The sequence below is a fragment of the Vibrio sp. J2-3(2022) genome, from assembly GCF_021725735.1.
GTDB classification, from domain to species: domain Bacteria; phylum Pseudomonadota; class Gammaproteobacteria; order Enterobacterales; family Vibrionaceae; genus Vibrio; species Vibrio diabolicus.
The window spans coordinates 1620258-1632984 of the sequence record NZ_JAKKCK010000001.1; the positions used below are offsets into that span (position 1 = coordinate 1620258).

At 47.5% G+C, this 12727-nt stretch carries 9 protein-coding genes; 3 read left to right on the forward strand and 6 right to left on the reverse strand.

The annotated features are described in order from the left end of the window. Positions 1-161: 161 nt before the first annotated feature. Positions 162-1115, forward strand: a complete 954-nt coding sequence (locus tag L3V27_RS07030; protein WP_005395595.1) for a M23 family metallopeptidase — start codon at positions 162-164, stop codon at positions 1113-1115. After that, entirely contained in the window at positions 1019-1471 is a 453-nt protein-coding gene (locus L3V27_RS07035) for a polymer-forming cytoskeletal protein (protein ID WP_080619267.1), read from the forward strand. The genes L3V27_RS07030 and L3V27_RS07035 overlap by 97 nt, the downstream gene beginning before the upstream one ends. Positions 1472-1559: 88 nt before the next feature. On the opposite strand, the gene L3V27_RS07040 is transcribed toward L3V27_RS07035, so the two are convergent. Beyond that, complete coding sequence (locus L3V27_RS07040; protein ID WP_237311425.1) at positions 1560-4310, reverse strand: M16 family metallopeptidase; 2751 nt, start codon at positions 4308-4310, stop codon at positions 1560-1562. Positions 4311-4674: 364 nt separating this feature from the next. Here L3V27_RS07040 and L3V27_RS07045 point away from each other — a divergent pair, with 364 nt between their 5' ends. Then, complete coding sequence (locus L3V27_RS07045) at positions 4675-6561, forward strand: methyl-accepting chemotaxis protein (RefSeq protein WP_053808230.1); 1887 nt, start codon at positions 4675-4677, stop codon at positions 6559-6561. Between the two features lie 117 nt (positions 6562-6678). Here L3V27_RS07045 and fecE read toward each other — a convergent pair whose 3' ends face one another. The 5 genes from fecE to L3V27_RS07070 form a co-directional block, all read right to left on the reverse strand. Beyond that, the gene (gene fecE / locus L3V27_RS07050) at positions 6679-7443 is read right to left on the reverse strand and encodes a Fe(3+) dicitrate ABC transporter ATP-binding protein FecE (protein ID WP_237311426.1); all 765 of its coding nucleotides are present in this window, start codon (positions 7441-7443) and stop codon (positions 6679-6681) included. A gap of 2 nt (positions 7444-7445) precedes the next feature. Beyond that, entirely contained in the window at positions 7446-8417 is a 972-nt protein-coding gene (locus tag L3V27_RS07055; RefSeq protein ID WP_237311428.1) for an iron chelate uptake ABC transporter family permease subunit, read from the reverse strand. After that, positions 8414-9451, reverse strand: coding sequence for an iron chelate uptake ABC transporter family permease subunit (locus tag L3V27_RS07060; protein ID WP_237311429.1), 1038 nt, complete (start codon positions 9449-9451; stop codon positions 8414-8416). The genes L3V27_RS07055 and L3V27_RS07060 overlap by 4 nt, the downstream gene beginning before the upstream one ends. Further along, positions 9448-10371 carry a Fe(3+) dicitrate ABC transporter substrate-binding protein FecB gene (locus L3V27_RS07065; protein WP_145533942.1) on the reverse strand — a complete coding sequence of 308 codons (924 nt, stop codon included), beginning with the start codon at positions 10369-10371 and terminating at the stop codon, positions 9448-9450. The genes L3V27_RS07060 and L3V27_RS07065 overlap by 4 nt, the downstream gene beginning before the upstream one ends. A gap of 101 nt (positions 10372-10472) precedes the next feature. Next, positions 10473-12608 (reverse strand): TonB-dependent siderophore receptor, encoded by a 2136-nt coding sequence (locus L3V27_RS07070; protein ID WP_237311430.1) that lies wholly within the window; start codon positions 12606-12608, stop codon positions 10473-10475. Positions 12609-12727 lie beyond the last annotated feature (119 nt).

Here is a 12727-nt window from a genome sequence, read left to right on the forward strand (position 1 = left end):
CTAGGATATTAAATCTTTATTGAGTCTTTTATCTAATATCTGAAAACGCCTCACGGCCTGACACTTCTTTCCAATTTGCCTCTAGCGGTCCCCGTTCGTTTTCCTTACATTCCCATTAACTCAGTGACGAGACGTATACCAGATACGAGCAGTAGAAGACGATGAAAGACCAGTTGACGATCTCTATATCAACCATCAATGGCTCCAGACATTGGTACTTCAGTAAAAGGATGCAACGCAATCTAAAAACGTTTTTATGCTTTTTTGTCATTGCTCTGGCCGCAACCGCGATCTTAATTCATCACTTGTACACTCGCGTCGATAATGCCGCGTTAAAACAAGCTGAATTGACAGAACATTCGCGCACTATGGGTGAAGAGCTCAGCACACTGAAAGCATTAAAATCCGAGCTGGAAAGTGATCTCTCAGAGCGAGAAGAACGAGTACAACTTGTTTCGGAGCGTTTGGGAGAGTTAGAGAAAGTCCTTGGAGTTGGAGAACATACTACCACGGATAATTTGGATGCCCGACTTGATGCGGCGGCGATTACGTCGAACGTTCGCATGGTGTTGTTAAACCAAATACCAAGCGGGTCTCCGGTCGGTAAAGCGCGGCTCTCTTCTCGCTTCGGTAAGCGCATTCATCCGGTGACAAAAGTCGCTAAGATGCATCGCGGGCTCGATTTTGCCGTGAATACCGGTACTAAGGTTTATGCCCCAGCAGATGGGGTTGTGGAAGTCACCCGCCGCAGCAATAAAGGCTCTGGTAACTTCCTCAGGCTGCAACATTCTTTCGGTTTTTCGAGTTCTTATTCGCACTTGAAAAAGTTCAAAGTAAAAAGTGGTCAGTTCGTCAAAAAAGGGCAACTGATTGCAATTTCCGGCAACAGTGGGCTCTCTTCTGGCCCTCACCTTCACTACGAGGTGCGTTTTGTTGGGCGAGCACTGAATCCGAAGCCATTTGTCGATTGGAGCCTCAATGATTTCGAAGACATTTTTACTAAGGAGCGAAGAATACGATGGGAATCTTTAATCAAAACCGTGGAACAACGAGTAGCTCAGCAGCTTCAACTCTCATCGCCAAAGGCTGTGCTGTTAGCGGAGAACTCAAAGTAGAAAACGATGTCCAGATTGATGGCATCGTCGATGGTCAAATTAATGTAGAAGGCACTCTCGTCGTTGCAGAAAGCGGCCGAGTAAACGGTGAGATCTACGCTAAGCAACTGATCATCAATGGTATGATGGATGGTAACTGTCACGCAGAACACATTCAAGTACTTGCCAAGGGACGTGTAAGTGGGAGGATCTGGAGTAATAACCTCAGCATCGAACCTGGTGGTAAATTCTTTGGTGAGGCGGCCGAATTACCTGAAAAAGAAGTGGTGACACTGAAAGGAAAGGCTCAAGAAAACGCCAGCACGAAAGAAAACAATACCAACAATGAAAAGCGACCTGCGCGTAAATCAGCATAAACTCTTTGGTTAAAGTGCATAAAAAAGACGGCTTTCACGCCGTCTTTTTTATTACTAGAGACACGAGCTTCGTCAGAAGCTACAGTGATTATTCGGCCGGATTTAAAATCATCACCGAGCGCTTTGCTTGTGGACCAAAAGCCGCTTTCGCATGCGCTTTCACTTCTTCTAATGTCACACTCTTAGCCGCGTTTTCAACGTCAAGTAACACATCGACGCCGTAATCATGCACTAAGTATCGAGTATACGACCATGCGCGCTGAGCAGGATTATCATCTAATCCTTGCATCGCTACCGCCAATTGCTTCGCTGCCGTATCCACCTCTTTTTGCGTGATGTTCGAAGCCAAGTCATCAAACATTTTGCCTAACTTGCTATCTAAAACTGCCACGTCTTCGGGCTCAACTTGAGATTCCAAGAGCCAATCAGAGATTGGTTCGCGATCTTGCGTCACGGTGTAAATATTTGGGCTGTAATCGAGACTAGACTCTTCTCGCACAATATCCAAGACACGCGCATTACTGATACGTTGCAAAATATCTTCGATAACCGTATCCCTTGCCGTACGTTGGTAATCGTTCGTGTTAGTCAAACGCATTACATACAAGGATGAAGGTTCATGACCATCCGCAACGACTGTTCGCGCCGGCACGTCGGTGTTGAACGCAACATGGTAATCAATCGAACGACCCGGTTTCATCTCGATGGAGGCCACATACTTACGCAAGAGTGGCGTAATTTCTTCCGGCTCGACATTTGCCACAATGACCATCTTAAAACCATCATTGGTTTTGAAAAGTTGCTCATGCACCGCCAGTATTTGCTCGGAAGTCACTTGTTCAACATCATCACTGGACACTATACGATGACGACTACCCGGCAAATAAGAATTGCCGTTTGCTTTCTGAATCAGTTTTCCCATCGGCGATTCAAAAAAAGCGCCACTCTGCTGTTTAAACTCTTGCTTTGCTGCCGCCATCTGGCGCTCGTCAACTTTGATCTCCGTCGCTAGGTTGTACAACCCATTCAACGCGTAAGTTAAATGCGTTGTTGGCGCGGTAATTTGTGAACCGTGACTGGTCGCATCAAGAATCGCGCTAAGCGCAATGTTATTTTTGCGTAAGTAACTGTCTAACTCTGAACCAGAAAATGCCCCTAACCCACTGCGTATCGCCGTCGTTGCGGCGATTTCATACGCAGCATATAACGCTGGATCAACGGCGGCTTTACCGCCTTGGCTCGCATAGTAAATATAAGCTCGACCACCCGCTTTGGCATCTTTTTGGAACCACACTTCGACACCGTTTGATAGCGTATAAACTTGAAAGCCACCCGCTTCCTGACGCATGCTGGTGATGGTACCTTCTTGAGTAGGCTGTAAGAATCCATCCACTTTGTCATACATCTCTAACGGTTTTTCGCCCGTTTGGAGGTAGGCACTGTATAGATCGGTAAATACATCATTGAACTGAGCTGACGTTTCACTTTTCCCTAACCCAATCACAAAGATTGGTTGCTCAGACAACAAGGCATTCAATTGCGTGTTAATGCTCTCTAGGTTCTCGTTGTTGATGAATTCAGACAAACTCTGGGCGTAACTCTCTTTTGATTGACTCACACTGCCTTGGTCAATTTGAAAAACGCGCGCTTCTGCATAACTGTTTGGCTTACGTTGGTCCCAGTCTGAATCAATATTTGCGAGCTCACCTTGCCAATTTGACATGATGCTCTCTAACTCAGATTGGGTCGCACCATAATCTCTCAGTGACGCCAACGTGCTGATGAAAGTTTGATGCATTTGTTCACGACGCTCAGGCCCAAACGAAATACCTGCCGACATCATGCGCTGGTAGTTGGAATAGTAAGGCTGGGCATAAGCATACTGAAAAGGTTCAGCGGCATCATTAAGTACACTAATCAGACGTTGTTGAATTAGCTGTGTTGCGACTTCATCACGCCACACTTGATGCTGCTGTTCAATCGTAGTGCTGCCACTTAGACCACGCTCAATCACTAAATGAAGGCTTGGTGATTCCATCGTGTTACTTGGCAAGATTCGGTTTTGGTTATTCACTCGAATATCGCGGCGCTTCTCTATTACGGTATCCGAGGTGCTTTCCCAGTTCGAGAATTTGTTTTTGATAATATTGGACAGTGAATCCACGTCGATATTACCGGTCACAACCAACTCGGCATTTTGTGGTTGGTACCACTTGTCGTAAAACGCTTTTAGCTTGCTTGATGAGGCATTTTGAATCGCTTCGCGAGTACCAATTGGGTCGTGTTCACCATACATAGTGCCTTCAATCGACGCTTGATAAGCATGCATAGAAAAGGACTTATCATCCGGATTAGCACGTCGCCATTCACCAAGAATCACCCCTTTTTCTTTCTCTACTTGTTCAGGAGCAAACTGAAGTCCGTTTCCGATATCTCTCATCCACTTCAGGGCATCTTCCAGCTTTGTATTATTGGCAAGATCAAGTTGGTAAGAAGTTTGCTGATAAGTGGTAAAGGCGTTGATATCTGCACCAAAGCTACCACCAGATTGCTCGAAAAGTTTAACAACGTCGTTGCCGGTAAAATGCGTGCTGCCATTAAACGCCATGTGCTCAACAAAGTGAGCGTAACCTTTTTGATTGGCTTCTTCTTGGAATGAGCCGACATTCAGAACCAAACGGACCGATACTTCTTGGTCTTTTGTTGGGTAAAGATGGTATTTCATACCGTTCGATAACTGGTCGACATGCCAGTTGGCGTCAGGCTGAATCGGCGTCGACTGTTGTGTCAGAGCACACCCTGACAGTAATAACGCGGGGACTAACAATATACTGCGCATAACTATTGTCCATAGCAATGATTAAGCCGATCAATATAATCCTCGTTCGATGACCTTCACATTTTTAATGGATTATTTACTACTCAAACGTGACGTAAATCACCTTTTAATAAAATCAATTATCATTTACAAAAATAGACAAATCCTTACTTTACAAATAGATAAATAACACAGCTTAAAAGCCTTTTTCTTATTTGATGTAAAACTCAAAATCGCGACATGGAGTCAGTATTTATTTTGAGCAATAAAATATAATTATTGAACAGATTCGAATCTGACTTTCTGCTGCATATTCAACGGCTCGGTGAGTCCTGATGAGAATAAAAACACAACAACTATTATTCAAAGATCTATTATTCGCTTTATGTTCAAAAATCTATCATTAAAAAATAAACTGGCAATCTCTGCCAGTGCAGCCATCATTCTCGGGGGAGTGCTGGTAGAAGGGCTGTCTTTTCGAGATTCATTAAACAGACTGGATGTCGAAGTCGCGCAACGACTAGAAAGCACCAGCGCATCTTACAATCAATACGTAAAGGACTGGTTACTCTCAAAAGAGCGAGCACTGACGTCACTCTCTTCCGATTCAGAGAAGCGTTCTCTAGTTACGCACTTGAAACAAGTCCGAGACTCTGGCGCGTTTGATAACGTCTTTCTCGCTTACCCAGACGGCTCACAAGACAACGCCAATGGGGTGGTTTTGCCACCAGGTAATAACGACCCACGCAAATGGGGTTGGTACACCAACGCCATTGCCAATCCATCGAAAGTCTTTATGGATAACCCAACCGTCGCAGCGGCCACGGGGGCCAACGTCGTGTCGCTCGGTAAAGCCCTGCAACTACATGGTCAAACCGTCGTTCTGGGTGCAGATGTCGAGATCGGTGATATCCTAAACAGCCTCAACCAAGTGATCCTGCCGGGTGAAGGCTATATGTTTATTGCCAATGAACAGGGCAATATTTTCACCCATAACGACGGTAAGCTGCTGAACCAACCTGTTAGCAAGCTAGGCCTAAACAACAGCGATATTACCTCTGCCGCACGTTCCGGCACAGAGCGTCGTGTCTCGATTAACAACACCGAATATGTGGTTTACGCGCGCCATATTGAGGGCACCAAACTCACAACGGTCACAGTGTTAGATCAAAACTCGTTGGTTGCCCCACTTTACGATGCTGTTTGGGATCAAATCATCGCAACCACTATCGTCGTCGTTATCTGTGTGGCTTTGTTTAACCTGTTATGTAACATCTTGTTCCGTCCGCTCTACAATGTTTCGAATGCGCTCGCGCAAATCGCCAACGGTAGCGGCGACCTGACTCAACGCATCAAAGTAGAAAACCGTGACGAAGTTGGTGAACTGGCTGAAAACTTCAACCAGTTCGTTGAAAGTTTGCAGCAACTTATTGGTCACATTCGCCACCAAGCGGAAGAACTGAGCCAACAATCGGAGCTGAGCACAACTCGCGCGAATCAATCGGTTTCTGATCTGAACCATCAGCAACAAGAAATCACTATGGTGGCGACCGCTGTGACTGAAATGGCATCGGCAACGCAAGAGATTGCAGCGCATGCAGAGCAGACGGCCAAAGCCGCACAAGACTCTTCAGCGAGCACACAAAATGGTCATGAACTGGTGATCAACTCCAAATCGTCCATCAACAATTTGTCTTCTGAAGTCAACCAAGCGAGCGTTGTCATCGGCGAGCTCAACCAGCACGCGCAAGACATCTCTACAGTACTATCAACGATTCGAGACATCGCAGAGCAAACCAACTTACTGGCTCTGAATGCGGCGATTGAAGCGGCGCGTGCAGGTGAGCAAGGTCGCGGTTTTGCCGTTGTTGCAGACGAGGTGCGCGTGCTATCACAACGCACACACACCTCAACCGAAGAGATTCGCTCGACGATCGAGACTTTGCAACAGACCACACAACGCGCTGTGACCATCATGGATACAAGCTCTCAACTTGCCCAAGGATCAGTGGAAGATGCCGATCGCGCAGCACTGGCTCTGGATGAAATCAACGCGGCCGTTGCGTTGATCAGCGATATGGCAACGCAAATCGCGACCGCAGCCGAAGAGCAAACGCACGTAACCAATGAAATCACACAAAACGTCACGTCAATTAAAGATGTGACTGATCACTTGGTGGTTGGTGCCGAAGAATCGATGAATCAATCTGCTGAGCTGAAATCACAAGCCGAGGATCTCAACTCGAAAGTAGCGACGTTTAAACTGGCTTAAACGCCACGTTAGGAACGCACTTAAAAACAACAACCCCCGCTAGCAAATGTATAACTAGCGGGGTTTATTTTTATGGCTCGACGTTTTTATTGCAGATAGCTTTCGAAAGACGTAAACCTACACCGCCACACACATCGGCGTACCTGAGATTGGGTCGTTAAATACTCTCGCTTGTAAATCAAACACCGATGCCAACATGCCCTCTGTTAGTACCTCTTGCGGCGTTCCCTGAGTGACTAACTGACCTTTTTCCAACACCACCAAATGATCACAGTAACGGCAAGCTTGGTTTAGATCGTGCAGCACTACCACTACAGTTTTGCCTTTGTCGTTCATCTGCCTCATAAGTTTCATCAGCTCAACTTGGTGAGAGAGATCCAAGTAAGTGGTTGGCTCATCAAGCATCACTACGTCGGTATCTTGCGCCATTACCATCGCAATCCACGCCCTTTGCCTTTGACCGCCAGACAGCGATTCAACTGGCTTGTCAGCAAACTCAATCACGCCAGTATCTTGCATTGCTTGCTCGACTAAGGCTTTGTCTTGCTGACTTAACCGGCCCCAATGAGAGAGATAAGGCGAGCGGCCATATTCGACCAGTTTTCTGACGGTAATACCTTCAGGACTGACAAGAATCTGCGGCAGCAAAGACAACGAGCGTGCCAAGCGTTTATCACCGTAGCTGCTTAGTGGTTTGTCGTCATACAACACTTGGCCAGAAGCTGGTTTATTGATGCGTATCAAGGTTTTTAATAGTGTCGATTTACCGCAACCATTTGGGCCAACTAGCGCGGTAATTTTACCTTGAGGAATCGACAAAGAGAGATCCGGAATGATGGTCTGTTTGCCGTACGCGACGGATAAGTTCTGCGTTCGTAACATGCTTACCAACCTCGATAACGATACAAAAGAAAAATGAAATATGGTGCGCCAATAACAGAAGTCAGCACACCCGCTGGTAGCTCAATTGGTGGCTGTAAGCCTCTCGCTAAACCATCGGCGCAAATCACCAACAAAGCGCCAAGGGTTGCAGCGGCAGGAATCAACAACTTGTGATTGTGGCCAAACAGCAAACGCGCAAGATGCGGCGCAAGAAGGCCAACAAAGCTTATTGTACCTGCCACAGACACGCTGATGCTCGCCAGCAGTACCGCAGCAATCAGCGCAAGAATTTGGATCTGTCTTGGTTTCGTGCCAAGCGTAGTGGCGCTTTCTTCTCCCAGCCCCATCACATCTAGCCGCCAAGCCAGCCAAAACGCCAATGGCAGTAGCAGCATTAGAGCACTCCAAATAAACGGTACTTGTTGCCAGTTTCGTCCCCACAAACTGCCCGTTAGCCAGACCATCGCCGTGTTGATTTCAATAGGGTGCACAATCAGAAGAAAGTCGATACCGCTGGCTAAAAATGCGCTGACAGCAACACCAATCAGCGCCAAACGTGCTGGTGTTGGTTTCGACCAGTAAGCTAGCACAGCAATAAAGCCAGCAGCAAGCAAGCCTCCCGCCATGGCGACCATCGGCAACATTGCCACTGACGCATTTGGATACAGCACCAAGCAAGCGGTAGCCGCCAGTCCTGCTCCGGCGCTTATCCCCATTAAATCTGGTGAGGCAAGTGGATTACGGATGACGCCTTGCACTAAAACGCCTGACAGCCCCAACCCAGCGCCCACGCCAATGGCGAGCAACATTCTCGGCAATCGATATTGGTGAATCACAAAGTCCGAGCCAGAGAAAGAAAACAGTAATGCAAAAACCTGTTGAGCCGACATGTTCGCCGCGCCAACAAACAGCGTGAGAGAAGACGCAATCAGCAACAATCCAACTAATGCAAACAGTTTGGTTTGATTCATCATGATGATTTCCTCATTGCAATCGCGATAAAGCAAGGTGTGCCCAACAGCGCGGTAATCACGCCCACTGGCGTTTCAGCCGGAAAGGCAATCGCTCGTGATAAAGCATCTGACCACGTCACCAATGCCGCGCCACACAAGGCGGAAACCGGAATGAGAATGTGATAGTTGTGACCAACAATCGGGCGTACCAAGTGCGGCACTAACAACCCGACAAAGCCAATTGGCCCAGCAATCGCTACGCTAGTTCCTGCCAACAGCACAACCGCTAAACCACTGATAAATCGCGTAAGACGAATGTTACCACCTAGCCCAACAGCAACTTCGTCCCCCAACGCGAGTAAATTTAAGTTTCGCGCTAAGCCCATGGCGAGCACCAAACCTAAAGTCGCAAAAGGCCACAGTTGCTGCCACTGCTCAGAATCTACCGCAGAGAGTGAACCCGTTAACCAATGCAACACGCTGTAAGCCATGTCATCCGCCAAAATTACCGACGCACGAGTTAACCCTATCAGCAGTGCACTGATGGCAATGCCCGCTAGCACTAAACGCAATGGGTGAGAACGCGCGGAGAAAAAACCGCCCAACAACATGACCGCACCACCACTTAGTAGCGCGCCGAGTACTGCGTTGATGATTGGGTTCAATTGACTAAAGAATGGTACGCCGATGGACGCCAAGGCCATAAAACACGCCGCACCGGCATTAATGCCGAGAATGGATGGCGACGCCAAAGGGTTACGAGTTAGTCCTTGCATCAGCACTCCGGATACCGCAAGCGAAGCGCCAATTAATAACCCAGCATAGGCACGAGGCGCACGCAGCGTCGCGAGGATTTGATGCAGCATATTGCCGTCATCAAACGCAAACCAATAGCTTGTCAGATCATTAACGCTCAAAGAAAAGTTGGACCAGCCAATCATTGAGGCTGCATAGCCTGAGAGCGTACACAACGCCATAGCACAGACAAACAAGCTCGCTTTCCAATGCGATTTGCTAACCGAAGACGCGCTTTCCGAGCTTATCGCCGCACTCATGAGCGCTCCAATAACGCTTCAAGATTGCGGGCAATTTCTTCCGCAGCCAACATGCCGCGATTTAACGACCACAGTTCAGGAGAAACCTCAACAAGTTGCTGTTTTTTCGCAGCAGTTAGCAACCTAAACAATGGGTTTTTGCGCCACTCATCCACAATATTTGGTTGAGAGTAAAGTCCAACTAACAACCAATCAGGGTTGGTTTTTAGTAAAAGTTCGAAACTGGTTGGGATATACGCTTTTTGCTCAGATGGAGCCAGCGGGCTTTGGATGCCCAGCGTACTCAAAACGCCCCCAGCGTAAGAAACCGGGCTATGCAGCCACATCCCTTTGTCAGAAACCACACCAAACTGAATGGTTTCTTGTGTCGCAAAATGCTGTTTGAACTCCGCCATTGTCTGTTTGTGCTGCTCAATTCGTTGTGTCATTTTCGCTTGTTTGCCAATTGCCACGCCGATTTTGTGTGCGGATTCGAGATTTTCTTGATATGTCTCACCACGGCTTTTTAGCAGCAAGGTTGGCGCAATTCGCTGCAAATCTTGATAAATCGCACGATGACGTTCTGCATCAGCAATGATCAAATCCGGCTTGAGCACCGCAATCGCCTCTAAACTCGGTTGTGAGCGCATGCCGACCGATTGCCAAGGTTCAATCTTGGCTCGAACAGCAGGGATAACTCGTGTGGCATCGTTGTCATCGGCAACGCCTACCGGTGAGACATCGACTGCCGCTAATGCATCGACAAACGAAAACTCTAAAACCACAATACGTTGAGGTATCGCTTCTAACTCAAACGTGCCTTGCTCATCTTGCACGCTGCGCGCCTGAGAAAATGCGCTAAATGACATCAAAGCTGAGCTCAGTAGCATCAGCAAAACGGTTGAAAAGTGTTTGATCGTAAATTGTTTTTTATTTTTCATCTTGCTTTTTTCCAGTGCTAAGAGTTTTCCAGTACCTAAGATCGGCAAAGTCGCCAAGGTAAATTGGCGACTTTTCTTTTCAAACTCGGTGAACGAAACGCTTAAAACTGATAGTTCAGATCCAGTGTGTAAGAGCGTCCCGGAGCTGGGTACCGACCAACTGGGCTTGTATCAATCCCGCGGAAGTAATACTCCTCGTCAAACAAGTTGTTCACCGCAACATTCATGCGTAACTTGCCTTTGTCGTCTTTGTATAAATCCGTCCCCAAGTTGAAATTCCACACCATGTAAGATGGTACTTTACCCGTTGCGCCTGTTGCATCTTCGGCACTGGTGTTGGCGTTATCGGTATACGAGTCACTGAAGTAGAAGCCCGATAGCGTGGTGTCCATGCCGTAAAATGCGTAGGTTGCATCCCAACCAAGCTGATGCTTAGAGGTGTAAGGCAGTTGATTACCTTTATTCTCACCTTCTTCTTCAAGCGTAGCGTCTAGATAGTTATAGCTTGCGCCTAAACTCAGTGCAGGTAGTGCTTCAGGCACGTAACGAGCAGAAAGTTCTAAACCTTGGTGAAGGGTTCTACCTATATTTTCAGACGTATTTGTCGCACTCCGCCACTGCAACTGATCCTTAAAGTCAATGCGATACAAAGCTGCATTGAAGCTTGTTGAATCTTGAACATACCGAACGCCAAGTTCGTAGTTCCAAGCCAACTCACTGCTTTCCTCACCGACCCCTCGAACATTAACAAGCTGAGGAACGCGAAGAGATTTCTGCGCATTGGCATAGCTCAGCCATTGTTCATTCCAGTTATATGCGATCGTCACACCAGGCAATAATTCAGTCACCTTGTTTCCAGATTCTTGCCCGCTGCCCAAATCTTTATAGGACATATCAACAAATTCATAACGAAGTCCGGGCGTGACTTTTAACGCACCATTAAACAGGCCGACTTCGTTGCTCACATATCCTGCGTACGCATCGGTATCAAGGTGCCAGTTTCGCGGTACATTTGTGGCTCCGCCTGACACTGGTGTTTGTGTCACTTTATATTGAATGTCTTCATTAATGTAACGAGTCCCTATAATCCAGTTTTGCGTAATGGCACCTCCATCAACAAAAACAGCAAGCTTAGGTTCGATACCATAAACACGGAACTCTCGTGGTGAAGTACTTACTTTCGTAGAAGGCAAAGCCGGATCTGCCCAATGGCCACCCGCGCTGTTAAAGCCCCACTTGAAAAGACGCTCTGACTTATGACCAAACGTTAGCACTTCTAGCTCGGCACTGTCGGCAAATGGCAAATCGTGGATGTACTTAACACTCCAGCGCGTCGACTTACCTTCATAATCATCGTAAGGACGTTTCGATTGATGACGATCTTGCTCGTAATCTTGTGGCGAAAGTGCGCCCGGCATTTGCGTTTCAGCATCGTAACGTTGCAGGAATGCTTGAATCTCTTGAGTATCACTCAGTAGCCACTGTGCTTTAGCTTGAAAGTTCTTCACGTCCGTATCGGAATGTTCACGGAAGCTTTCGCCTTTTAGGAAGTTACCCTCCAACTGCAGCGCGAATGTGTCGCTTAACCAACCGCCCGTGCGTAGGTAAAAATCATTCAGCGGCGCATCACCGCCATCAAACACGGTAAGGCGGTTACTGATTTCAGTTTGCCAAGTGTGTGGAATCGGTTTGGTCACTAGGTTGATCACACCACCGACGTTGTTTGGACCGTACTGCACTGCGGCACCGCCGCGTACAATGTCAATACGATCAAGCATCGACAGCGTTGCTGGGAAGATAGACTGACCAGTATGGCCGTATGGCGCGAGCGTTAGCGGCACACCATCCATCAAGAACTGCGCATGACCACTGCGGCTTGCTTTCAAACCACGTACGGAAATGTTAGGCAATACGCCCGTTCCGCTTTCATCCTGAACTTTAATACCCGGAACACGCTGTAGCGCATTATCGATCGAACCAGCTGCAGTTTTCTCAATTTGATCACGGGTAATGACGGTACGAGCACCAGGGTACTCTTTGACGTCTTCAATGTCAGAGTTGCCAATCACGCTGCCAGTGACAACAACCGTTTCCATCACGGTGGTTTCGTTTTTTGCGGCAGGAGCGGCAACTGCACTCATGGAGGTGGCAGAAGCGATAGCAATAGCGAGCACACTGTAAGTGGTAGACAAACCAGCACGTACACGCACTTTACCATCCAAATTCTGGTAAGACATTAAGATCTCCTTTGCGAGAAATTGAGCCTCGGGCAGAATACATCCCGTAGGCTCTCGGGGCTAAAAAATCCTCAATATGAGGCAAAAATCGGCCAACGTGCGCCAACTACGCACAACAA

What these genes read in the sequence shown, in the direction of transcription:
- L3V27_RS07030 (WP_005395595.1), top strand. Translation starts at nt 162, where the DNA reads ATGAAAGACCAGTTGACGATCTCTATATCAACCATCAATGGCTCCAGA.
- L3V27_RS07035 (WP_080619267.1), top strand. Translation starts at nt 1,019, where the DNA reads ATGGGAATCTTTAATCAAAACCGTGGAACAACGAGTAGCTCAGCAGCT.
- L3V27_RS07040 (WP_237311425.1), bottom strand. Translation starts at nt 4,310, where the DNA reads ATGCGCAGTATATTGTTAGTCCCCGCGTTATTACTGTCAGGGTGTGCT.
- L3V27_RS07045 (WP_053808230.1), top strand. Translation starts at nt 4,675, where the DNA reads ATGTTCAAAAATCTATCATTAAAAAATAAACTGGCAATCTCTGCCAGT.
- fecE (WP_237311426.1), bottom strand. Translation starts at nt 7,443, where the DNA reads ATGTTACGAACGCAGAACTTATCCGTCGCGTACGGCAAACAGACCATC.
- L3V27_RS07055 (WP_237311428.1), bottom strand. Translation starts at nt 8,417, where the DNA reads ATGATGAATCAAACCAAACTGTTTGCATTAGTTGGATTGTTGCTGATT.
- L3V27_RS07060 (WP_237311429.1), bottom strand. Translation starts at nt 9,451, where the DNA reads ATGAGTGCGGCGATAAGCTCGGAAAGCGCGTCTTCGGTTAGCAAATCG.
- L3V27_RS07065 (WP_145533942.1), bottom strand. Translation starts at nt 10,371, where the DNA reads ATGAAAAATAAAAAACAATTTACGATCAAACACTTTTCAACCGTTTTG.
- L3V27_RS07070 (WP_237311430.1), bottom strand. Translation starts at nt 12,608, where the DNA reads ATGTCTTACCAGAATTTGGATGGTAAAGTGCGTGTACGTGCTGGTTTG.